The organism is Paenibacillus campi, assembly GCF_034659835.1.
GTDB classification, from domain to species: Bacteria; Bacillota; Bacilli; order Paenibacillales; family Paenibacillaceae; genus Saccharibacillus; species Saccharibacillus campi.
This window is the reverse complement of record NZ_JAXSQZ010000003.1, coordinates 460001-483317: the sequence shown is the minus strand read 5'-3', so window position 1 is coordinate 483317 and position 23317 is coordinate 460001. Positions and strand designations below refer to the sequence as shown.

Below are 23317 nucleotides of genomic sequence, written 5' to 3'. Positions count from 1 at the left end.
ATCAATAGCATGATAATACATGATCAGCATGGACTTTAATTATAATTTATGCTTAATACATGCAGGATTTGGAAAACGAAACAGCGTATTGTATGTATGGCTAAAATAATTAATTTCCATTATTTGAATTAGACAGCTGCGATGAGAGCCGAATCTACCCCATCCAACCTGAATTGTAGTCGAACATTATTGTGGCTGCTCAATGCGAAGATCGGAGGATAAATAACGATGATCTATTTTGTACGCAAAAGCGAAGTAGGGCAACTTCCATCAGACCCTGCCGAGCTACAATATCGATTGCGACAGATGGTGGGCAACAATGAAGCGATCAGCATTGATCGTATGGCGGTTGAGCTGCAAATGGAAAGTGTACAGCTTTTAATGGGCAACCCGGTATTTACACCGTTATTCGTGCAAGGGGAGCATGTGGAGCGCTTTTTACGTTCGCCGTTGCACGGTTATGCAAGCGAAGTGTATGTGGAGTCGCTTGAGTTGGTGACCGCTTATTTACGAGAGCTGCAAGAAGAAATCATGCGTGTTTCCGATGTATTGACTCGTTATCATCAAGATACATCTACACAGGGAAGCGAACGAGACAGCGTGCGACAATTGCTGATCGATCTGGGCGAACGACGCGAAGTACTGATGCTGGTGTTACAGGAAATGCGCAATCGCATCGATACACAGATGCAACAGGAAAAGGAGCGATTGGCGCGTTATGATCTGGATGGCGGTTGGAGCATATAGGACGGAGTGTATACGATAATAGCTTAGAGGATGGCGCAGTCAAGAAATTTCATCATAAAGTCATGCCTATAATAAACAACCGAAAGCGCCGTTCCCGCACCTGATTTCAGGCAAGCAACGGCGCTTTTTTACGAATTCCATAATAAAGTTATACCGTAATGACACGATCAAACACGGCTACATCCGTATCCGAACGCTTAATCCAGTGTAGCGATATCGATCACAAAGCGGTAACGCACATCGCTTTTCAGCACGCGCTCATACGCTTCATCGACCTGATGCGCATGAATAATTTCGATTTTAGGCGCTATGCCATGCTCAGCAGCAAAGTCGAGCATTTCCTGTGTTTCTGCGATTCCGCCTACGAGCGAACCGGCAATGCTGCGGCGGCCCATAATGAGCGAAAATACATGATATTGATCCGGTTCAGCGGGAGCACCCACATTCACGAGTGTGCCGTCGACACGCAGCAAGGACAAATATGCATCCACATTAAGATTTGCCGAAACGGTGTTCAAAATCAGATCGAATTGACCTGCCAGCGCTTTAAACGTCTCCGGCTCCTCGGTGGAATAATATTGATGTGCACCAAGTTCTAGTGCTTCATCCTTTTTGTTCGCTGAACGGCTAAGTGCTGTAACATCGGCACCGAGTGCGCGCGCAAATTGTAGCGCCACATGACCGAGACCGCCAACCCCGATCACAGCGACCTTTTTACCTGGCCCAATGTTCCAATGTTTTAGCGGGGAGTAAGTAGTAATACCTGCGCATAGCAGTGGGCTTGCCACGTCCAGCGCCAGTTGATCCGGAATGCGTACGACAAAACGATCGATTACGACAATCTTCTGGCTATAGCCACCATACGTAGGATTGGCATCATAATCTCTAGAGTTGTACGTCTGCACTACCCCTTTGGTGCAATACTGCTCATCGCCGCGCAGACAGTATTCACACTCGCCACACGAATCGACAAAGCAGCCTACACCAACACGATCACCGATCGCAAATTTGGTCACTTCGCTGCCGACCGCTTCAACGACACCGGCAATCTCATGACCGGGCACCATCGGGAAAATGCCGCCGCCCCACTCATCGTATGCACTATGAATATCAGAATGGCAAATGCCGCTAAATTTGATATCGATCAAAATATCATGCGGACGCAGTTCTCGACGTTCAATCGTTGTTTTCTCAAAAGGCGCTTTGGCATGTGAAGCACTGAGCACTCGTGTTTGTACCATTTGATCCACTCCTCGTTTGCGTGAATTAGTGTTCCATCTGTAATGAACTGAAAAAGTAACATAAAGTTATGAATGAACACTTACTCATTTATTATATGCAAATTAGCAGCAGATGCAATTTTGGCTAATACAGCTTAATCCCAATTCGTTTCGTTTAAACTCTGTCTGATGATTTCTTCCTAAACACTAATTTGCTAGGATAACTAGAATAAGCTATAGGTAGAAGATCGAGGTTTATAACTACTAAATTACATTAGTCAAATAAAATAAATTATGATACGTTTATCGTAAATATAACATCTCACCTTTTGAAACAAACGAAACCAAACTTAATTTATATAAAAATCATTTAACATAATTACCGACTTGGAGGTAAAAATGGCTTTAATTATACATGGATTATCAATACTTTGATAATCGCTATGATATCGTCATTATCGGTTTAGCTGCTTTCAAGAAAAATATTAAAGTTAAAATCGAAGTGTATACACGTGAACAATTTAGATCGCTTAACTAATCTATAAAAAACACCAATTCCTTTATTCGCCATACTTGTACCCTGTTGGTCGGACTACGGATCGTGTAATGTTAAATCATACTAAGCAGCGAGCATTTACGATATCACTCCGGTACAGCTATCGTAACGGAAATTTCCGGGCACGCTGCTGATGTGGATATACTCCGCATCGTTTAGCAACATCCAATACAGCTGAATAGCCGCAGGCTATTGTGAACACTTCCTTCTTCTTCCTATGGCGATTTCCAGTGTTCCTGCTCTCCTGCGGCTTTTCTGTTATTTAGGAGGTTATACGATGAATACAGATCACAATGGGCATACACATACAGAGCATAATGAGCACAATCATAGCAAGGGGATGAGCGATCACAAGCAGATGTGCGATGATTCTAATCATGCTACACATCCACATCATGAGCACACACGAAACGAAATTGAAATGATTGCAGAGCAGTTCAAACATACGGAAGCAACAACGATGAAAGCACAGCCCACATCTGCCGATCCAGCGATTGCAGCGGATCACGCAGCCAGTCCAATAACTGCGCAAGTGGATACATATCACACCTCACAGTGGATAAATCCGATTCTACTACGTCGTGCGGGACAGCTTATGATGCCTGCTAATATGAGTGAGCAAGCAGAGTTGAAGTCTGTGCAACAATTTGCAGCAAACGTATGCGATGTATCGGATGCGGTACGTCATAATAACGAGCCATCGTCACGATATACAAATACACATCCTGAAAAATCAGCTATCGAAACTACAGATGCTGAAACTGCGTATTCGCATCCGTTATGCAACGCACAACAGATGTCATCCATTGCGATCCTTGCCTCATTGCTGCAAGACATCGCGCAGCTAGGCTATACGTTTGCGCCCGCATTAATCGAGCAGTGCCACATCCAAACGCCGGAACATCTAGTTGAATTGCATCGGCAAATCGTGCCTGTTTTGCGCCAGTTGGTCGGTGATCATGTGCGTTATGAGCCGATGTATCCTAATTTTCCCGCTCAAGTGATGGCAGCGACAGCAGCCGAGCTGTATATAAATGCGCTGCTGCATTATCGCTTTGGCATTCGCCCGACGTACGATGTGATGAGACGCCCGCCTGCCGAGCAAGTAACCGAATTAAAGCCAATCGATCTGGCGACAGCGGACACCTGTATTCATATGCTGCGCAATCTGGCTGCGGCAAATGGCTCATTATCCACCCAGGATAAAGACGATCTTGCGATCGGATTGCGAGAGGTAGAGCAGGTCGAATGGCTGCTGCCGGAGCGTATTCCGTACAAAGAAAATGCCGCTTTTATCGCTGCTGTATTATTAGAAACAGGGCGTGCCAACGGTCAGCGGTTAAGTGTGTATTTTCGCACTGCTACCGATGTGCTGCGGCTAGCTGCCGGATTGTCTGGACTGGATACGGATATGGCATGGGCGAAAAAGCTGTCACAACTTCGCCAACCGTTTGCTAACCCCTATCATCTGACACAAGCGCTAAATGTGCCAACCGGTGAAGGTCATCCGCAATCAGCGCGGACGGCGTACCATTTCCGCAAGTTCCGGCGTGCCGAACGTCGCTTACTATTAAGCTTATTGGAGCGTACAAACGATCCGCTAGAAGATATGGTGCTGTATCGCGAACAATGGAAACGGCTTGGGGAATTGCTGCATCCGGGTGAAATGCGGACTCGTTATCCGCGTGCTTTTGCCGCTTTTACGGCGCTGCGCCGTGAACGTTCGATTGTGACGATACGTACGGAAATCGAGCAGGGGATGAAGGAACGCGATCCGGCGGTCATTGCCCGGCTCGGAACACGCCCTGGAGAGCTGGCGAGGCGGTTGGATGCATTGCTTCGTTCGCAACCTGAACGCAGTGCCCTTATTATGGAGCAATTTAAGCAGCATCGCGAAAGTATGGCAGTGCCGTTATTGCTGCAAATGTTAGCACATTTCAACCATCGTCAGCAGCGGAGTCGGTATCGGGTATTTTTCCCGAAAGGCAATATGGGTAAAGTGGTGGCGATTCCAGACCGTCTGCCTGCTTTGGACAGCAAGGTGACGACAGCGATCGTACAGACGATTCGCGATGAGCTGAAACGTCGCTTTGCGCAGCGTCCAGCGCTTGGGTCTGTCTATATCGATCCGCAATTGCAGCATATTCCGGTGCCATTAGCACAGCGATCCGCTAGTCGTGCACTGCGTGCATTGCCACGTGGTAGCCGGGTACCGCTGCCGGCTGGTCATACGGTGCGTCTGTTTTGCTGGTGGAGAAATATGGCGGACGGTGCGAACAGCCGTGTGGACATTGATTTGTCTGCGGTGCTGTTAGATCGGAACTGGCAGCCGCTAGAAACGTTGGCGTTTTACAATTTGCAAGCACAGTATGGCGTGCATAGCGGCGATATCGTCGACGCACCTGAAGGTGCATCCGAGTTTATCGATCTATATCTTGCGCAAATACAGCAGCAGACGCGTGCTCGTTATATTCTCGTGCAATTGTCTTGTTTTACCGGACAGGCGATGTCGGAGCTACCGGAATGTTTTGCCGGTTTTATGGTTCGTGACGATCGCTTTGCCGGCGAAATTTATGAGCCTGCGACCGTGCAAACGAGATTCGATCTGACAGTAGAAGCGCAGCAAGCGGTGCCGTTTGTGCTCGATTTGCAGGAACGGCAAATGATCTGGCTCGATGCAGTACCACGCAACCGCAGCTTTCGTGTGACCGCTGCCGACAATATGACCAGTTTGCAAATGCTTGGACATGCTTTTACCAATTTGCGCCGTCCGATGCTGGCAGAGCTGTTCAGACTGCATGCAGAAGCACGCGGCAAAGTGGTGGAGCAGATCGAAGCAGCGGATATCGTATTTGCGATGAACGAGGGCATTACGCCGTATCAGACAGATGTGATTTTGGCGGAATATTTGTAAACGGTATAAATTGGGAATACGATGCGTAAAATAAATGAAAAAGCGCGAGCATAGAGATTCATGCGTATGATCTCCATGCTCGCGCTTTGTGCTATCCCGATAGAAAGAGGTGATCAGCAATCCGTTTCTGCGTAATCGATCCAAATTACTCCATATTATATCGCTATCATGTATAGAAAAATTCAATTATGGGTAAATGCATAAAAAGGCATATAATAAGCCTCGATGAGTCGCCGTTGACTCTCGCTTTTGATTAAGCTCTATTGCAGTGCGATAAGCGTGGTGTAACTGACTTTTGTTGAACAGCAGTTAGCCCGTAAACCCGTAAAGTCGGTATACTATGATGATCAAGTGTGAACTGAAGTCTACCAGCGAAGGGAGCATTTCATATGACAACGGAAAAGCTAAATGCAGCGTCATCTGGTACGTTTACGATTGGCGGCGATCTACAGGTGAATCGCCTAGGTTACGGCAGTATGCAGTTGACGGGTAAAGGGGTATGGGGCGAGCCGAAAGACCCGGATGAAGCGGTACGCGTATTGCAGCGTGCGGTAGAACTGGGTGTGAATTTTATCGATACAGCGGATTCGTATGGCCCTTTTGTGGCGGAGCAGCTGATTCGGAAAGCATTGCATCCCTATAAAGACGATCTCGTCATCGCAACAAAAGCAGGGCTGACTCGCTCTGGCCCGGATGATTGGCGTCCAGTCGGTCGACCGGAATATTTGCGTCAGCAAGCAGAGCTCAGTCTGCGTCATCTCGGTCTGGAACGAATCGATCTGTTCCAATTGCACCGGATCGATCCACAAGTGCCGTTGGAAGATCAACTTGGCGAGCTGGAAAAACTGCGTCAGGAAGGAAAAATTCGTCATATTGGTCTAAGCGAAGTGAGTGTGGAACAGCTGCACAAAGCGAATAAAATTACCCAAATCGCTTCGGTACAAAATCTGTACAATCTATCCACACGTAAAGCCGAAGCACTGCTGGAAGAAGCTGAAAAACATGATATTGCATTTATCCCGTGGTTCCCACTCGCAACCGGTAAGCTTGCCCGTGAAGGTGGCCCACTTGACGAAATCTCCAAACGTCTAAACGCCAAGCCTGCTCAAGTTGCACTGGCATGGCTGCTGCGCCGCTCACCTGTCATTTTGCCTATTCCGGGTACGTCCACCGTCGCACATTTGGACGAAAATATCGAAGCCGCTCAGCTGCAATTGAGCGATGAGGACGTTGAAACGCTTGATAAGCTGTCGGAATGAGTAGGATTTATCGGTAAAATAACGGTATCGTTCATGATCAACCCTCGAATGGATTAATACATACGGGGGTTTTGTTATTTCTACTGCTGCAATAATATACTATAGCGTTGATCCAGAGACAGTTATATTAATACACAAACACCGACCGAGAGGAGTTTGGATATGAGTATACTGTCTTTTATTTTGTACTGCGTGATCGTTACTTTTACACCGGGACCGAGCAATATTGTGATTTTGTCGATTGCTAATCAGGAGGGTACAGCCACCAATTTCTCTATGTGCGCTGCATGGAAGATTTGGTGTTTTTCACGGTTAAGCAGCCAGTTGCCGGAATTGTGCCGGTAACTAATTATGTAGCATCACTAACGCTTAACAAACTCCATTATACATCGTGAACAAGCAAAACCGACCGCTCCGCAACTAAATAAACACTTCCTGCGTCTACACAATAGAGCATCATGTCTCAACTCAGCTGTTCAGACCATGCTTGCTAATTTTTACAGTATAGCTTGACCGTAGATTTAACGTGTTACCGTTTAAAAGTTAGACCCGATTCATACTACATACGATGACGGAGGAATGTGCTGTTATGACGACGTATAACGATCAAATTCAGATTGTCGAATACGAACCGCGCTATGCTGCATCGATTGCCGAGATGTGGAATGCCAGCCAGGAGAGCTGGGGCGGCGACAATGCATTACAAACAGAACAGATGATTTTGCAGGAACACCATAATAGCCCGCATCTGAACATTTTTCTTGCTGTAAATGGTGAGCAGGTGATCGGCTATTGCAGCTTTTCCCATTACAAAGAAGATGCAGGCGCGCTCTATATTGCTTTGCTCAATGTGCGTCCTGACTATCATGGGCACAAAATCGGCAAACGACTCGTCTTACGCGCTGTAGAAGAAACGATTAAACTCGGTTGGCCGCGTGTCGATCTGTACACTTGGCCCGGCAATAGTAAAGCTGTACCTGCTTACAAAAAAGCCGGTTTTTTCTGGGAGCGGCGTGAAGATGTGACCCATTTGATCAATCTGATTCCATCGGTGTTGCAAACGCCAGCTGTACAGCCGTATTTTGAACAGCTTGATTGGTATAATGATAGCATTCGTGAGATCGTAACCGAGCCGGACGGTCATGGTGAAAATGGATTTGATTATTTTACTTACGAATGGCGCAAACATAATGTTTATTTACGGATGGAATATGAGCGCACTGGACGCGGATTACGTTTGATCGAAACCGATGATTATATGATCCAGGCGACGATTCCGAAGCGACATCGGTTGCCATTTGGCACAAGTTATCCGATTGAATACGAGCTGATCAACAAAACCGGCAAGCCGCTGCAAGTAGACATTCAAGCCCGCAGCAATGAGCAAGTAGCATGGTCACTGCATCAATCGATACACGTACAGGAGCGAGAAACGGTTCATGCTACATTCGAGCTTAATCCGATCGAGGAGGAGCAAGACCCCTACCAAACGCATCCGGTTGTTGAAGCGGAACTGCTCATCAATGGACAGGCAGCCGTGTTCAAGCTTGGGATTGAACCTCGTTTCCCGGTGCGGCTTAAACTGCACCAGCCAGAACAAACGCCATTTGTCGGCAAAGAGTTGGAAATTGAACTTTCGCTGGAAAATGAATACGACACCGAGCAAACGTATCGTATCTGTTGGCAGGAACATCGATTGCTGTCTTTCCGTGAACGAACGCTGACGATGCAGGTGCCCGCACACGGTCGCCAGGCGCTGACCGTAAAAGCAACTGTACTTGATTATGGTATCTGGTATGAGTCGTTAACGATTGAACGAGCGGTTATGAACAATGAAACGGTAGCTCAATTAACAGATAGCGAACTTCCATCAACCGATGCTTCGCCATCTACCCATTATGTGAAAGTGCTGGAACAGCCCATCAGTCTTGTGCTGTCTGGCGCACAGTCCGTATTTGGCGGTCAGACAGCAGATGGCTGGGTAGCATCCAATGGCGCCTATCATGTGCATCTGAACAAGCTGACGAATGCGATCCATATGTACAAAGGCACCGAATACGGTGGGATGATGTTTTATCCTAAATTTGGCTTGCCTTACGACAATGCCTTCAAACAAGATCGCGCTATCCGCGTTTCGTTCCATCAACAAGAAGCGTTGATTAGGATGGAAGCGGAATATGAGCCACAATCGCTGCAATTGCGCCTGAAAAACATAATTCAGCTCCACCAGAACGGAATTATTACCCAGCATTATGAGGTGCACAATATAGCCGGACAGGAACGAGCAGAACCGTTATTTTTAAAAGGAAAATTCGAGTTGTCGCTTCATAACAGCATTTTGCCGTATCAAAACGGGTATGTGGATACCGCGTATGGCCCGGATGCATCATCAAGCGATTACTGGCTGATCGAAAATATGACCGAAAACTGGGTATTCCATCGCAAAAAGCACAATAGTTGGGGCATCACTTGGCCACAGGAACGCATATTGCTGCGCGATCATTGGCATTATGCGCTAGAGCATCCGCTGGGCATGTTGCAAGCTGGTGAAACGGTGAGCACGCCGCCGCTGCGTATCGCTGGCGGCACATGGAGCGACTGGCAAGATTTCCGTGCGTTTGCGCTGGAAACGAGTCAAACCAAGCCGCTGCAAACGGAGCCACCGCTGGAGATCGTACTTAATGACGGCAATCCTTTTATAACGACCGAGCAGGCGAAGCTAACCGTAATTGAACGTAAAAATACGGTTTTAAACGGTACGATTATCGCTGTTTCACCTAAGCGTGTAGAACGGCAGCAATTTGACATTACAGCAGAGCAGCAGTTACAAACATGGAATGGCTCACTTTCCCTCTCTCCTGCCACGCCGGGCAAGCTGGATACGCTTCAGCTTTTGCTCGATATGGACAGTTATGAACTAAAACAGCAACGCCTGCTCATTCCCGTCTCGGACGAACCGATGATCACGAGCGTACGCCAAACCGAGCAAGGTGATGTGCATTGTGTGCAAAACGGCGTGCTCGAATTTAAAGTGAGCAATCGTTTTGCACCAGTCGTATTCTCCTTACAGCACGATGGTGTAGAATGGATCGATTCTTCTTTTCCTGAGCCAGGTCCCAAATCATGGTGGAATCCGTGGACAGGTGGACTGACTGTACAGCTCAAAGGCATGTCATCTGCTAGCATATTAAAACAACCGCGTTCGGTATCGTTTACCGATATAACCGATTCGCTCGGCAACCATTGGTACGGTGTCGCGATCGAGATGGAAATTACCGACCATGCCATTTACAAAGGCTTATTGCTGCGCCAGTATTATGTAACATTGCCCGGTGCCCCGGTCATGGCTTCATTTGTACACGTTCGGCAGCAAACCGGCAGCAGCTTTGCCCCGCTCGTGATCCGTCAATGGAATTATTGCAAAGCGAGTGAAGGGATGACAGATAGTCGTGTATCGCTGCGTAATTTGGCAGGCGAGTCACTCGTCTGTAAAGCAGGCAAAGCGGGATACGAAACCGAAGTGCCGGATGGCATCATTAGTCTGAGCGCGCAAGAGCGAACATATCGGCTGCATATCGTAGCAGATACAATGAACCAGACGAGCGACGTGCTGGTCGATGCCTCTGTCATTTTGTCCGAAATGTCCAGCAATTTGTACACTCGTCATGGGGAAGAAGAATTTACAGCGCCGCAATTTTGGGTATTTTCTGAGACAGAGCTGCCTGTTGATACTTTTGCGGAGCTGAAACGGATTCGGTTTGGCAAACGGAATGCAGGCGGAGAAACATCGGATGAAAAGTGACGATTACATGCAGTGTTGGGGCAGCGAATACTCTCTCATCTAATGAATTGGAATTTACGATCAACTTAAAATCAGCTTGTATGTCCAGCTGAGTGATATATACAAAATTCCATCCTTATCACTATGCAAACGAACGATACTGTCCAAAGGAGCGGTCTATGAAAATTATCGATGCACATATTCACTTTTCCGAAATTGAAGCTTTTCACGATACAGCGCGCACACTCGCTTCGATTGACTATACGACGGATGGGCTGCTGGCTGAATTTGCTGCTTCCAATGTGATCGCTGCTGTCGGCATGGGTGTGACCGAGACGATTCCTGGTGCTTTTCCTGACAAAGAAGCAGCCAACCCAATGCTGCTTGATCTGAACGATCGTCTGCCGGACAATGTGTTCACCTGCATTGGTATTAATCCGGAGACACTGCACAATCCGCGCCAACTGGAAGCGGTGGAACAGTCGCTTTCCAATCCGCATGTCGTCGGCTTCAAGTTATATGCCGGCTATTACCATTACGATGTGGGCGACCCGATCTATGATCCGGTATATGAGCTGGCGCGTCGTTATCGTTTGCCTGTTGTCATTCATGGCGGTTTAACGTATGCAGATCAAGGATTGCTGCAATATTCGCATCCGCTGGCGATGGAGAAAACGTTCGTAAAGCACCGCGATATCACCTTTATGCTCTGCCATCTGGGCGATCCGTGGGTGCTGGACGCGTCCGCCATGTTGGAAAAAAATCCGAATCTGTATGCCGACCTGTCCGGTTGGATCGTCGGCGACAATGCTAAAGTGCAGCGACTGATGGGCGAACAGACGTATGTCGATCATTTTAAACGAGCGCTTGTCTTTTCGGAAAAGTATGATCGCTTGTTATTCGGCACCGATTGGCCGCTCGTGCCGCTGGATGCATGGATCATGTTTATTCAGCATTTGATTCCGGAAGCGCACTGGGAGGATGTGTTTTATGGCAATGCGCTGAAGGTGTTTCCGCGATTGCGGGAATGGGTGGAGCGGCGGTAGTCGTTTGAATGAGTGTCGGAGAACACCAGTACGCGCATGAAGCGGAAGGATGTTTTATAGCTGTACAGGTGGAAACGATCTGCGTAATTGAATAGGTATAAATCGAGCGAAAGCTCAATAGTATGCAGACCAAGTTGAATTTCAATTTTGATCTTGTACTGAAATGCTTATTAATAAGACATTGAGTCAGATTCAGCACTCAAATTCATCTCGGTCAAGGTAATAGCATGCATGCCGAAAGATGGAATCAAGCAGCTTGTATAAAACCTTGAGTATACACCAACATCACCGAAGCGCGGTAAGCAGAATGGAATCATCTGCTTGCCGCGCTTTTGGTTGTATTGTCCATTTCCTCATTGCCACTTCGACGTACGATGCATCTGTAGACAAGGCAAGTGGCGTACGCGTACATATCGATCTACATCAAATGACCATTCATGCCTCGCTACGTCTTTTCACCATATTACGTATTTCTGGCCATTTGCGATACATTAATAGATTGCGTGTACTAAACATAATCGCGATACCAACCCATAATATCCATAACACACTAAGTGGCGAGCCTGCTGGAGCAAAGAACGCATGAAAGGTGAAATTAAGCCCATAACGAATTACAATCAGCGCAATCCAGGCAAATAGCGTTATTTTGTTGCCTTGCATATAAAGCTGATCGCCCGACCAAAAGACGCGTGTATATTTCGCTTGTACGATACCGCCAAGCATGGCGGCAACGGTGATGAATACAAACTCGACAATCTGATACACAGGCAGACTGCTATGCGGCAAATTTTGTACCGTTTGATACAGAGCGAGTAGAGGCAGCAGGAATAACGTAATCATTTTAACTTTACGCGGGCGCAGCTGACGGCTGATGACCCAGATCATAATGAGGGCGATGATGAACAAATTCATGTGATGGTTGAACATAATGGCATCTTCCTTTTGTAGTAGGATTGTGATTCGATTTCCGGGGGCATATCGATCGTCGTTGTTATTGGTGATGTTGGTTTTATTATAAAATGTCGACACAGTTTCCACCTCCATGTCGAGATCGAATTTATTGTTGAAATCATTCGATATATCCATCTTTAGATGGAGTTTCGAATATTCATCAACAATAGCTAAACAGAACTCATCGTCGTATATGTATTTCCGGGATATGAAGGACAATACAGTTGGAACATGCATGAACCCGATGAGTACCCTAAATGAAAATTGTTGTATCTATTTGCATATTGGTATAAGAATCATTAACATAATGAACAGTGCAACAAGATGGATAAACGAGCATTTGGGAATGATACAGTTACAAGATGGATCATTACGAATGATGCTATCGTTTCTGGCTTGCCCATTTGTAGTTTTTGTTTATAAAAGTTTCAATGTATCGTTTTAATGAGCGGCACATACACTTCATGAATCTGCACGCTGTAATGCTATGCTGAAGTGTATAGGAGCAACTATCTCGATAATGAAAATATCGGAAATGAAGGTATATAGAAAGGAATGCAATGCAGATGAGCCGAAACAATATATGGATAACAATCATTTTATGGGGTATGGCGATATGTACTGTAGCTGGAACCGTGATCGGATTGTTAACCCTATCCACATCGGAAAAACAGCAACAAGCAGCCAACCATGCTTCAACTATCCATCATACGGATGCTAACCTCACAAACACGAAATTGCCACAATCGAATAAGTCATCCGAGCAACCTTCTTTTAAAGATAAACATTCTGCAGCATCATCACCGGAAGTTGAACATGACAATCTTGATTCCGAACGTATGGATCGGGTTGTAGATGGCGCGGGGGTCACGATGATTGGTGATTCGCTCACGCTTGGAATTAAGCCTTATTTACAAGAGCGGTTGCCTAATATGATTATCGATGGCAAAGTTGGACGTCAAATGTCACAGGCTGACGATGAAATTAATCGCTTATCTGCTCAAGGGAAGCTGGGGGATTATGTTATTATCGAACTCGGTACAAATGGGGCTTTTAGTTCAAAGCAGTTGCGAAGTATACTGAAATCATTATCCAACGTTAATCGCGTACTACTCGTAACAGCTCGCATGCCAGAGCAGTGGCAGGACACGGTTAATCATACTTTAATTCGGGTGGGGCACGAATTTACTAATGTGCGAATGGTTGATTGGTACAGTGCAAGTCAGGGCAAAGAACAATACTTTTATAAGGATGGGACGCATCTGAAACCAGAAGGCAGTCGATATTATGTATCGCTGCTTATCGCTGCTTTGAAGAAGTGATGCCTAAAACATATAGCATATGTGGGTTGAGATGATGGGATGAGAAAAGATGAAGCAATCCAACGCAATGTAGCGAATAAAATGATGCGTAGGATCGTTTGAAGACATCGCCTAGTAGGCTGACTGCGCTAAGTGCGTAGATTAATGTCGGATAGCCTAGAGTAGAGAAGTTCATCGTGTGATGCAAGTATGTGGGCAAACGATAGAGTTAATCAGACAGCATAGTTGAGCTGCTCAAGCTACTGGGGAGGAGGCTCGTTTTAATAGTTAAATAACCATTCGAAAAAACAGCGTATAATATAAATTATACGCTGTTTTCGTTCTCACACGTTTATTTAAGCTGTCATATCCCTTCTCCTATCCTAATTTCAAGCTTTATTTATTCATTTTTAACATTTTATGCTATTTTTATTTCTCTAATTCTAAATACGGAAAATGACCCTTGACGTATCTCTGATTTACCTACCGCTATTTGGTGTTACGTACATACACAACCATACCGAAATCTTTACTTATGAATCAATTAGTTAAACTTATGTGGTGGTAGATAGTATTTAAGATACTTCGATTTTAATACTGAAAAGGTGAGTCGGCGGATTGGTTTGATATTTATATTTATATTTATATTTATATTTATATTTATATTTGTCGCCGATGCCAGGGATGAACTACATCGGAAGCGAAAGATTATTTTGAAACAAAGATGAACAGCACTCTTTCCTGATCTAAGGATAAAGCGCTGTTCGCTTTTGTGGTAGAGGTAGTTTCAGGTAATAAATCTTTAGTTAACATAATAATTATTATGTTAATTATAAGCAAAATAGCTGCATCATCTATTGCTTAGCGTTCATATTATTGTCAGCGGAAGCATGTAGAAACAGCCCTACAAAACAAACAATAATTACACATAGCGCATTCGCAGCTTGACCACGTGAATGTGAATGTTGATGTTGTACAATAGCGTTAGCTTGAGTAATCTAGCAGTTATTTCATATCTCGCAAAATAAAACCCGGTACGAGCCGTACATATACCAGCTCGCCTGCAAGCTCCACGATCGTTTGCGTTACGATGATAGCGGCAACGATAACGCTCCATTGATTAGGTAATGAAAGGGCAAGTGGGAGGACAACGAGCGAGTTACGCGTGCTAGAGCTAAAGATCACGGTGCGACTAGCGGCAATGTCGAGCTTGAAGCAATAGGCGATCGTTCTGGCAATCCACGGCATAATGAGCATAAATGCGATATAGACGGGGATCACAGCGACAATCAAAGCCCAATGTGCAGTTAACTTGCCAATCTGAGATGATACGATGACAAATAGTGTGAGCGCCATCATCGGAACAGGTAACCAGGCAGACCGATCGAGCCAAACTTGATAAGTTTGATTTCGGCGCGTTATCCATTGCAAAGTAATCGCTAGCATTAAAGGTAGCACTATGACTATCAGAAAGGCTTGAATAAAAGGAGCTGGCTCTACAATTTGCATCACTTCGATTCCGAGAAACAGCCACAAATAGAGCGGTAATAACAGCATTTGGGTAATAAATAATACGGGTGTGCTAAGTAGCATCAGCTTCTCATTTCCGCGTCCTAAATAGGTAAATACGATTACATAATCAATACACGGCGTGAGTAACACTAAATACACACCGAGCAATAACGGGGTTTCCTGTGGCAAAAGATGGCATAATAGCCAGACGATAAGCGGGACGGCGACATAATTGGCGATAAGAATCGCGGCAACAAAACGCCGATTAATGAGTGCTTGTTTGATCGTAATAAATGGAATTTGGGTAAACATACCATACATTAAAAGCGCGATCATAACCGAAAATAGTGCCGGATGATCAAGCGCATGTACCGCTCGTGTGGCGAATAAGCCGCATATAGCGGCTGCAATTAATGTGAGTATATAAAGTCCGATCTGGTGTCGCTCCATTTGTGCTCGAGTTAACATGGTGTAATATGCTCCTTTTTGGCATCTTAGTCAACAATTTGTCACAATCAAACTGTATTTCGCTAACGAAAGTTGTAAAATCGTCATTTTTGCATGTATTACAATTACTTCTCTCTTTATAATCTGACACTTTTGACGAAACCCTACTTACGAAAAGGGGGATAGCTTGCAGTGACAACATTAATTAGTTTTATTTTAGTTTACATAATTATAGTTACGTAAATTATACATGTAAATTGAAGTGGTGTCTGATTTATCATTATAGCTTGTTTTCATAATCTGTCGAATAAAGCGCTTGAAAAAAGTCCCTAATTCTACTACAATTACAAACGATAATGAGATTCAATATCAATTACATAGTACAGGGGGAAGAAACATATGTTGAGATTTAAAAAAACACTGCTTGGAGCATCGGCATTGCTGCTAATGATCATGATGCTGGCAGGGTGCACATCAGGTAATTCCAATCAGTCTGCCAATGCTTCCGAGCAGTCGGCTACGAATACAGACGCTTCCGCAAACACACGTATCGTGAAGCATGCAATGGGTGAAACGAAAATTACAGGCACGCCCAAGCGGGTCGTAACCCTTTTCCAGGGAGCTAACGATGTTGTCGTTGCGCTTGGTGTAAAGCCAGTTGGTATCGTTGAATCATGGGTACAACAGCCGGTGTATGACTATTTGAAAAAAGACCTTGGCGATGTGCAACAAGTGGGTCAAGAGTCCCAACCGAATCTGGAGGAAATATATAAACTGAAACCCGATCTGATCATCGCCAACAAAACGCGCCATGAAGATATCTACAATCAATTGTCCCAGATCGCACCAACCGTTATGACGGACAAGTTATATGATTGGAAAGAAACGGTGAAAATTGCTGGTGAAGCGCTGAATGAAAAAGATAAAGCGAATAAGCTATTGTCCGATTGGGACGCTCGTGTCGCTGATTTTAAATCGAAAATGGGCAATCGTCTACCGATTGAAGCAACCATTACTAATTTCCGTGCCGATCAAGTTCGTATTTACTATATGGGTTATGCGGGTCTGATTCTCAAAGACCTCGGCTTCACTCGTCCGCCTGGACAAGATGGCGACACATGGGGAATCGAGCTGACGTCGAAGGAAAACATTCCGGATATGAATGCGGATATGATCTTTAACTTTGATTCTGGTGATGATCAGGCAGCGATTAATAAACTGTATCAAGATTGGACAAGCAGTCCGCTGTGGGCGAATCTGGATGCGGTGAAGAAGCACCAAGTGTATCAGGTGGATGAAGTGACATGGAATATGGGTGGAGGGTACATCTCTGCTAACCTGATGCTTGATGGTCTGTACAAACAGTTTGGGTTGAAATAACTTGGAAGTTTGTAACCGATAACGCTTTCGTTTAATGGCAGTTGAGGCATTTTGCCTGGCGTGTGGGACGTGTAATGCTATGAGGAAAATTACGGGTAGCATTCATACCTCCTTATGTGCGCTATATGCCTCATATGAGACTGTTCGATGATCATTCGTAGATGACCGTTCGTAGCCGTGCTTGATCAAAGCGTACTCGGCTTCATGAAGTGAAGTTTGAACGTTTGACAGAAATATCTCGCTGATCGCTAGCAGCTGAGTTAGCAGTCTCAGTCGGCGGGCGAAAAAGGGTACACCGTTAAGTAGCAAGGTCTGTCTGGTCGGAAGCGCATCAATGCTGCTATATGCCGATTGGATGGGCCTTGTTTATCCATTTGTTGACGTATAGGTGGATGCACGGCATCATAAAGCGGCTATATGACTTCAACATTCAATAAACGTTCAACAGATGGAGAATCCATTATAGGCATGCCAGTGAATGTAGCACTGAAGCGGATTGCAGAAATGCCAGTCGGCACCTGAATGATCCAATTGTTATAGATGATACAATGAAAAATTAAAAAAGCGGCTGATTTTGCAGCATATGCTGCAATAAAGTGAATGGCATCATAATCGATGCCATCGTACCATTTTGCAAGCTTAATATGTTATTTGCTGGATACTATGGAATGAAAGAGTGAGCCTATGTTTCCCCTGTTCAGACAAGGAAAAAGCAGACTGATCGGTTTGCTACTACTCATGTTGTTGTTATTACTAGCTGCGGTTGCCAGTATGATCTATGGACGGACACCGATTACGTTTGCAGTTGCCATTGAAGCGTTTACGCATTATGACAGTCAATCGGTCGCGCAGGCGGTGTTGCACACAGAGCGGTTGCCACGTACGGTGATCGCGGCGGTCGTTGGTGCTGCGCTGGCTGTGGCGGGCGCTATGATGCAGGCGCTGACGCGGAATCCGCTTGCTTCACCGAGCGTATTCGGCATCAACGCCGGCGCTATCTTTTTTATCGTCATCGCTGTTGTGTTAGTGTCTGTTGAATCGTTGACGACGTTAATGTGGTGTGGTTTTGCCGGTGCGGCGGTTGCAGCGATTATCGTATATGTGCTTGGTTCCATCGGTCGCGATGGCTTAACACCGATTAAAATTGTGCTGGCAGGTACGGCGATGACGGCGTTATTTGCCTCATTTACACAGGCGGTGCTCGTGTTGAATGCGACAGGGTTACAAGATGTATTGTTCTGGATGACGGGTTCGATCAGCGGACGCTCGCTGCAAATGCTCTATCCTGTACTTCCGTATATGGGGATTGCGGTCATTATTGCGCTCAGTATGGGCAGAGCGATTAATTTACTGCTGACCGGCGATGATATCGCTCGTGGGATGGGGCAAAATGTATTGCTCGTGAAGTTGATGATGGGGCTAGTGACGGTATTGTTAGCTGGTGGGGCGGTGTCTGTTGCCGGTTCGGTCGGGCTGATTGGGCTAGTCGTACCGCATCTCATGCGCGCGCTAGTTGGCAATGATTACCGCTGGCTTGTGCCGTATTGTCTTGCTGGCGGCGCTATTTTGCTGCTCATTGCCGATGTGACGGCACGGCTTGTCATTATGCCGTCTGAATTGCCGCTTGGTGTAGTAACGGCGCTCATTGGCGGCCCGTTCTTCATTTATATCGCCCGTAAGGGGGTGACTCGTCTATGAAATCAATCATTACATTTCGCAGTCGCAACGGTCGTATATCGTTTCGGATTGAACGGCGTTCATTGCTTGTCATTAGCATACTCACACTGATTAGTGTGTTGGCAATCATTATTGGCACAGGCTTTGGCAGTGATTATATTGCGCCGCTCGATGTGCTGCGGACGATTATAGGCTGGGACAATGGCGATTTTGACTTTGTTGTATTGACGCTACGGTTGCCGCGCATTGTGCTAGCGATGCTTGTAGGGATTGCGCTAGGCATGTCAGGGGCGATTTTGCAAGGTATTATTCGCAATCCGCTCGCATCGCCGGATGTGATCGGCATTACCGGCGGTGCTGCGGTGGCAGCGGTCGGGTTTGTAACATTGCTCGGCGGTGCGCTTAGCATCAAATTACTGCCATTGTTTGCCGTAGTAGGAGCGCTCATAACGGCGCTCATCATTTACATGTTATCGTGGAAAGCGGGCGTAACACCGATTCGGCTCGTGCTGATCGGGATTGGCGTGTCGGCAATTACCGGGGCAGGTACGACTTTTATGCTCATTATTAGCCCATTTTATACAGCAGGGCAAGCGTATATTTGGCTGACAGGCAGTGTGTATGGAGCGACATGGGCGGATGTGAATACGATATGGCCAGTGCTATTCATTATTGTACCGGTAGCGATCATACTGGCGCGCAGTTTGAATGCACAGGAATTTGGAGATGATCTGGCGACAGGGCTTGGTGTGACGGTGCAAAAACATCGCTTTGTGCTGCTGGCATGCAGTGTGTTGCTCGCCGGGATTGCGGTAGCAGTGGCAGGGACGATCGGGTTTGCCGGGCTGATGGCACCGCATATCGCCCGTAGGCTAGTCGGGCGGATGTTTGGCAGTTTGTTGATCGTATCGGGGCTGATTGGCGGTTTACTCGTATTTGCTGCCGATCTAATTGGACGTACATTGTTTGTGCCACTCGATGTACCGGCAGGTGTATTTACGGCAGGTGTAGGAGCGCCATTTTTTCTGTACTTGCTGTTCCGCAGTCGGAACCAGTATTGAGTTTGGATGAGAAATGATGATACCGTTTGGACAACATAAAGGAGGATGAACAATGAGCATATTAGAAGCAAAAGAGCTTACGGTCACCTACGGTCAGGCACCTGTCATCGAAAATTTGAATTTGACGATCCCAACAGGGCAAATTACGGTGCTAATCGGCAGCAACGGTTGCGGCAAATCGACGCTGCTGCGGACGATGGCACGGCTACTCAAATCGCGCGCTGGCTCGGTATTGCTAGATGGTCAAGATATTGCCCAGCTCCCGACTAAGGAAGTGTCACGCCGGATGTCGATTTTACCGCAAGGGCCCTCTGCACCGGAAGGATTGACCGTCAATCAACTCGTGCGTCAGGGGCGTTATCCGCATCAAGGCTGGTTAAAGCAATGGTCGCATGAAGACGAACAGATGGTGCAGCGTGCGCTCGCAGCGACCAATCTGAACGAGCTAGCAGATCGTCCGGTCGATGCATTATCCGGTGGGCAACGTCAGCGTGCCTGGATTGCGATGACGCTCGCTCAAGGCACCGAGACATTGCTGCTCGATGAGCCGACAACGTATTTGGATATGACGCATCAGATCGACATTTTGGACTTGTTGTTTGATTTGAACGAGCAGGAAGGACGCACGATTGTAATGGTGCTGCATGATCTGAATTTGGCGTGTCGGTATGCCCATCATATTGTAGCGGTACAAGATCGGGCGATTTTTGCACAAGGCAAGCCGGAGGAAATTATCACGCAGGAGCTTGTACGGCGCGTATTCCAGATGGACTGCGAAATTTCGGTCGATCCGTTATTTGGCACACCATTATGTATCCCGCATGGAAAGGGGCGAAAAATACATGGGCAACAGCAAAACATCAATGGCATCGCTAGATAAAAACGAGCTGGAGCAGTTGCAGCAACACTACCGGCTGGCAGTTGACGTCTCGGAACATCGGGAGCTGTCGCTTGCTTTTGCCGAGTTGTTGCAGCCGGAACGGGCACTGCCATTTTTACAGCGGGTAGGTGCTTTTTGGGAAACTGATTCGATGACTGCAACGGTGTCTTTATTCGCAAAACGGTATGCATATTTGACGATTGCGGCAGGCTTGTATGCGATGTCTCGTTATAACAAAGGGCTGGATTTGACGCTCGAAAACGGTTCGCTTGAATCGTATTTGCAAGGCGAGGCATGGCTACCTAAAGCATTGCTCGTTAATACGAATGTCAGCTGTCCGGACGACGGCAAACGGGCTGAATGGCGCGATGAGGTGCTAAAGCGGATGTTTGCCGGTAATCTGGCGCGTGTATGGGCGGCATTGTCACAAATGACCGGAATTAGCCAAGCGGTATTATGGGAAAATACGGCGATCTATGTATACTGGCTGTATGAAAATCAGTTTGCTGACGGTGCCGACCAGCAACAGCGGCTACAGGTGGAAGCGGATTATCGCTACCTGGTGCAAGATGCGCCTGCCCATCTGTTTGCCCAGCGCAGCAATCCGCTGCAAAAGTTTGATTCTCCCAAACGCATTACAGCTGTATCCGATACACCGATTCGTGTGCGCAAAACTTGTTGCTTTTATTATTTGGCAGCAGATGAGCCGGATGATTATTGTCCGACTTGTCCTAAGCTTAAGCATGGTTGAAAGGGTATAGGGCTATAAAATGGGATAGTGAAGTCGAGCGAAAGGCAGCTTTATTTGGGCATGCGGCTGCCTTATGATGCTGTACTGCTGGCTATGTAACATAAATGGTTACGCTAAAAGCGAAGCAGGCTGCCACTGCACTGTACAAAAGCAAGCGTAACCATTAAAAGCACGGCTGTTTCTGTCTGGGATAAAACTGTGGCTAATCTGTATTACAGACAGAAACAGATATCGATGTCTCATACATATTTAAACGACATAATTAATATTATGTAAACTAAAAGAAGGGTACCGACTACGATGTGTCTTTAAATCGTCCAAATTATTATTGCACATCGTTATTTGTAAAATAAATAACAATTCAATGCACAACGCTAACTAGCGACAATAAACAGTATATAATGTGCAATAAAGTTTGAATATACGTTTTGGTTCCTTGACCACCGGATCGACTCTATCATCTGGCATCATTACTTGATTGTACGCATAGGACTAACCTCGTATTTTGTCTCAAATTGTGCCAATCATAAACGATCAAATTACCGTCTACCCGCTGCGCGATCCCGCACACTATAAGCATCATACGAATTGCGGCGAGGCTATGCCAATCCCTATTCATCCTCGCTTCTATCCACGTTTCCCTGTATGCCATATCGTTTTCTCTATTTTTGGCTAAAAAGTTGGTTGTTGACAACGATAAGCATTGTCCTTTAAGATAGGTATCGAACAAATGATATTGATAATCATTATCATTTTTCTGAAATTGGAGGAGGATATTTGGTGTTCCTAAATAAGATGCAAAACCTGCAAAATCGGCTCATTGCCGCCAGAGCGCAGGAAATGGGCATCGCTTGTGAACTGCTCGTTCCAGGCTGTGAGGACTTTCTTCGTTTAAGCCAAAATGGACAAACGATCATCATTAACAAAACACGCTCTCATCGTCTGCCGCTATTGTCCGGTCTGCTCGCTAAGGACAAACAAGCATCAAATTTGCTGCTACAGCAACGAGGGCTGCCTGTTCCGCCGTATACGGTGGTGACGGACATCGATGCAGCGATCGCTTTTATGGAGCAATTGTCGCCGGAACGGCGCGCAGTTGTAGTGAAGCCGCTTGATGCCAGTCGAAGCGATGGTGTAACACTCGATGTACGCACAATCGAGCAACTTGAACAAGCGCTCGAACGTGCAGCCGCTTATGGCAGTTCGATAATGCTACAGCAGTTTGTGACCGGAGTCGATTATCGGGTGCTGGTCATTGCTGGCAAAGTAGAAGCGGTTACCTGTTATCGACCGGTACAACTCGTTGGAGACGGGATATGTACGATTGCCGAGCTGATCGCACAGGTGAATGAACAATGTACACAACAGACCGCTATCGGTATCATTGAACGATTTGTTGCGATAAATAACGAATGTACTTCAGTTAATAAGGAATTGAAGCGTCAAGGTTATACTATGCATACTATTCCAGCGCCCGGTCAAACGGTAAATGTATATAATTCGGAAAATATGGAAGCCGGGGCGATTTGCGAATTATATTCCGATTGTACGGATATTATTTGTCGGCAAAATATCGATTTGTCTGTTGCCGCTGCCGCTGCACTGGGCATTGATGTGGCTGGGATCGACATCCGCTGTCATGATATTGCGCGTCCGCTCACATTGGAGCAAGGCGGCATACTGGAAGTGAATGCTTTACCGGATATGATCAATCATGCTTACCCGTACGCAGGGCAAGCGCGTGATGTTGCTGGACGTTATCTTGATTATTTATTTAGTGAGCAAAAGGAACCTGTAATTGCGGGAACATCTATACAAAGGAGCGTTGATTAAC

General features: G+C 46.2%; 15 protein-coding genes and 1 pseudogene. 13 read left to right on the top strand and 3 right to left on the bottom strand.

Features of this window, described 5'->3' with window-relative positions; genetic code table 11:
* Window positions 1-228: 228 nt before the first annotated feature.
* Window positions 229-747: a hypothetical protein gene (locus U1I11_RS10675; protein WP_322906093.1), complete on the top strand. Its 519-nt coding sequence runs from the start codon at window positions 229-231 to the stop codon at window positions 745-747.
* 197 nt (window positions 748-944) lie between these two features.
* Here U1I11_RS10675 and U1I11_RS10670 read toward each other — a convergent pair whose 3' ends face one another.
* Window positions 945-1988 carry an NAD(P)-dependent alcohol dehydrogenase gene (locus U1I11_RS10670; protein ID WP_322906092.1) on the bottom strand — a complete coding sequence of 348 codons (1044 nt, stop codon included), beginning with the start codon at window positions 1986-1988 and terminating at the stop codon, window positions 945-947.
* 812 nt (window positions 1989-2800) lie between these two features.
* Here U1I11_RS10670 and U1I11_RS10665 point away from each other — a divergent pair.
* The 5 genes and pseudogenes from U1I11_RS10665 to U1I11_RS10645 all read left to right on the top strand — a co-directional run bounded on the left by U1I11_RS10665 (window position 2801) and on the right by U1I11_RS10645 (window position 11523).
* Window positions 2801-5437 (top strand): TerD family protein, encoded by a 2637-nt coding sequence (locus U1I11_RS10665; RefSeq protein WP_322906091.1) that lies wholly within the window; start codon window positions 2801-2803, stop codon window positions 5435-5437.
* A 389-nt stretch (window positions 5438-5826) separates the two neighbouring features.
* Window positions 5827-6696: an aldo/keto reductase gene (locus U1I11_RS10660; protein WP_322906090.1), complete on the top strand. Its 870-nt coding sequence runs from the start codon at window positions 5827-5829 to the stop codon at window positions 6694-6696.
* Window positions 6697-6858: 162 nt separating this feature from the next.
* A pseudogene (locus tag U1I11_RS21660) lies at window positions 6859-6954 on the top strand (LysE family translocator); the annotation flags it as partial.
* 331 nt (window positions 6955-7285) lie between these two features.
* Window positions 7286-10498 (top strand): GNAT family N-acetyltransferase, encoded by a 3213-nt coding sequence (locus U1I11_RS10650; RefSeq protein ID WP_322906088.1) that lies wholly within the window; start codon window positions 7286-7288, stop codon window positions 10496-10498.
* A 158-nt stretch (window positions 10499-10656) separates the two neighbouring features.
* Window positions 10657-11523, top strand: coding sequence for an amidohydrolase family protein (locus U1I11_RS10645; RefSeq protein WP_322906087.1), 867 nt, complete (start codon window positions 10657-10659; stop codon window positions 11521-11523).
* A gap of 435 nt (window positions 11524-11958) precedes the next feature.
* On the opposite strand, the gene U1I11_RS10640 is transcribed toward U1I11_RS10645, so the two are convergent.
* The gene (locus tag U1I11_RS10640) at window positions 11959-12450 is read right to left on the bottom strand and encodes a hypothetical protein (RefSeq protein WP_322906086.1); all 492 of its coding nucleotides are present in this window, start codon (window positions 12448-12450) and stop codon (window positions 11959-11961) included.
* A 590-nt stretch (window positions 12451-13040) separates the two neighbouring features.
* Here U1I11_RS10640 and U1I11_RS10635 point away from each other — a divergent pair.
* The gene (locus tag U1I11_RS10635; RefSeq protein ID WP_322906085.1) at window positions 13041-13796 is read left to right on the top strand and encodes an SGNH/GDSL hydrolase family protein; all 756 of its coding nucleotides are present in this window, start codon (window positions 13041-13043) and stop codon (window positions 13794-13796) included.
* Window positions 13797-14780: 984 nt separating this feature from the next.
* Here the strand turns inward: U1I11_RS10635 and U1I11_RS10630 are convergent.
* Entirely contained in the window at window positions 14781-15755 is a 975-nt protein-coding gene (locus tag U1I11_RS10630; RefSeq protein ID WP_322906084.1) for an arsenic resistance protein, read from the bottom strand.
* 378 nt (window positions 15756-16133) lie between these two features.
* Here U1I11_RS10630 and U1I11_RS10625 point away from each other — a divergent pair, with 378 nt between their 5' ends.
* The 6 genes from U1I11_RS10625 (at window position 16134) to U1I11_RS10600 (ending at window position 23316) form a co-directional block, all read left to right on the top strand.
* On the top strand, window positions 16134-17114 hold the full coding sequence (locus U1I11_RS10625; protein WP_322906083.1) for an ABC transporter substrate-binding protein: 981 nt from the start codon (window positions 16134-16136) through the stop codon (window positions 17112-17114).
* 684 nt (window positions 17115-17798) lie between these two features.
* The gene (locus U1I11_RS10620; RefSeq protein WP_322906082.1) at window positions 17799-18812 is read left to right on the top strand and encodes a FecCD family ABC transporter permease; all 1014 of its coding nucleotides are present in this window, start codon (window positions 17799-17801) and stop codon (window positions 18810-18812) included.
* On the top strand, window positions 18809-19852 hold the full coding sequence (locus tag U1I11_RS10615; protein WP_322906081.1) for a FecCD family ABC transporter permease: 1044 nt from the start codon (window positions 18809-18811) through the stop codon (window positions 19850-19852). Before U1I11_RS10620 ends, U1I11_RS10615 begins: the two co-directional genes overlap by 4 nt.
* Window positions 19853-19904: 52 nt before the next feature.
* Entirely contained in the window at window positions 19905-20732 is an 828-nt protein-coding gene (locus tag U1I11_RS10610) for an ABC transporter ATP-binding protein (protein WP_322906080.1), read from the top strand.
* On the top strand, window positions 20695-21483 hold the full coding sequence (locus U1I11_RS10605; protein ID WP_322906079.1) for an IucA/IucC family C-terminal-domain containing protein: 789 nt from the start codon (window positions 20695-20697) through the stop codon (window positions 21481-21483). Before U1I11_RS10610 ends, U1I11_RS10605 begins: the two co-directional genes overlap by 38 nt.
* Window positions 21484-22263: 780 nt before the next feature.
* Window positions 22264-23316 (top strand): ATP-grasp domain-containing protein, encoded by a 1053-nt coding sequence (locus tag U1I11_RS10600; RefSeq protein WP_322906078.1) that lies wholly within the window; start codon window positions 22264-22266, stop codon window positions 23314-23316.
* The last annotated feature ends 1 nt before the right edge of the window (window position 23317 follow it).

Coding starts and splice junctions, on each gene's coding strand:
- U1I11_RS10675 (WP_322906093.1), top strand. CDS start 229: ATGATCTATTTTGTACGCAAAAGCGAAGTAGGGCAACTTCCATCAGAC.
- U1I11_RS10670 (WP_322906092.1), bottom strand. CDS start 1,988: ATGGTACAAACACGAGTGCTCAGTGCTTCACATGCCAAAGCGCCTTTT.
- U1I11_RS10665 (WP_322906091.1), top strand. CDS start 2,801: ATGAATACAGATCACAATGGGCATACACATACAGAGCATAATGAGCAC.
- U1I11_RS10660 (WP_322906090.1), top strand. CDS start 5,827: ATGACAACGGAAAAGCTAAATGCAGCGTCATCTGGTACGTTTACGATT.
- U1I11_RS10650 (WP_322906088.1), top strand. CDS start 7,286: ATGACGACGTATAACGATCAAATTCAGATTGTCGAATACGAACCGCGC.
- U1I11_RS10645 (WP_322906087.1), top strand. CDS start 10,657: ATGAAAATTATCGATGCACATATTCACTTTTCCGAAATTGAAGCTTTT.
- U1I11_RS10640 (WP_322906086.1), bottom strand. CDS start 12,450: ATGTTCAACCATCACATGAATTTGTTCATCATCGCCCTCATTATGATC.
- U1I11_RS10635 (WP_322906085.1), top strand. CDS start 13,041: ATGAGCCGAAACAATATATGGATAACAATCATTTTATGGGGTATGGCG.
- U1I11_RS10630 (WP_322906084.1), bottom strand. CDS start 15,755: ATGTTAACTCGAGCACAAATGGAGCGACACCAGATCGGACTTTATATA.
- U1I11_RS10625 (WP_322906083.1), top strand. CDS start 16,134: ATGTTGAGATTTAAAAAAACACTGCTTGGAGCATCGGCATTGCTGCTA.
- U1I11_RS10620 (WP_322906082.1), top strand. CDS start 17,799: ATGTTTCCCCTGTTCAGACAAGGAAAAAGCAGACTGATCGGTTTGCTA.
- U1I11_RS10615 (WP_322906081.1), top strand. CDS start 18,809: ATGAAATCAATCATTACATTTCGCAGTCGCAACGGTCGTATATCGTTT.
- U1I11_RS10610 (WP_322906080.1), top strand. CDS start 19,905: ATGAGCATATTAGAAGCAAAAGAGCTTACGGTCACCTACGGTCAGGCA.
- U1I11_RS10605 (WP_322906079.1), top strand. CDS start 20,695: ATGGGCAACAGCAAAACATCAATGGCATCGCTAGATAAAAACGAGCTG.